Genomic DNA, 268 nt, shown 5'->3' with positions numbered 1-268 from the left:
CGGCGTCGCGCTGGCATTCGGCTTAACTGTATTAACCATGGCATTCGCCGTGGGGCATATTTCCGGCGGTCATTTCAACCCGGCCGTCACATTAGGATTATGGGCGGGCGGACGTTTCCCGGCGAAAGATATTATTGGCTATATTATTGCCCAGGTTATTGGCGGTATTATTGCCGCGGCGGTGCTGTACGTAATTGCCAGCGGTAAAGCCGGATTTGACGCCGCGGCCAGCGGATTTGCGTCGAACGGCTTCGGCGAACACTCTCCA

At 56.0% G+C, this 268-nt stretch carries 1 protein-coding gene; it reads left to right on the top strand.

Going from position 1 to position 268, the window contains the following annotated elements; genetic code table 11:
- On the top strand, window positions 1-268 hold a 268-nt coding region (locus FLQ44_RS19370; protein ID WP_206208993.1), incomplete at both ends, for an aquaporin.

The organism is Vogesella mureinivorans, assembly GCF_007644035.1.
Lineage (GTDB): Bacteria > Pseudomonadota > Gammaproteobacteria > Burkholderiales > Chromobacteriaceae > Vogesella > Vogesella mureinivorans.
The sequence above is the reverse complement of the archived record's forward strand: the minus strand, read 5'-3'. Positions and strand labels throughout refer to the sequence as shown.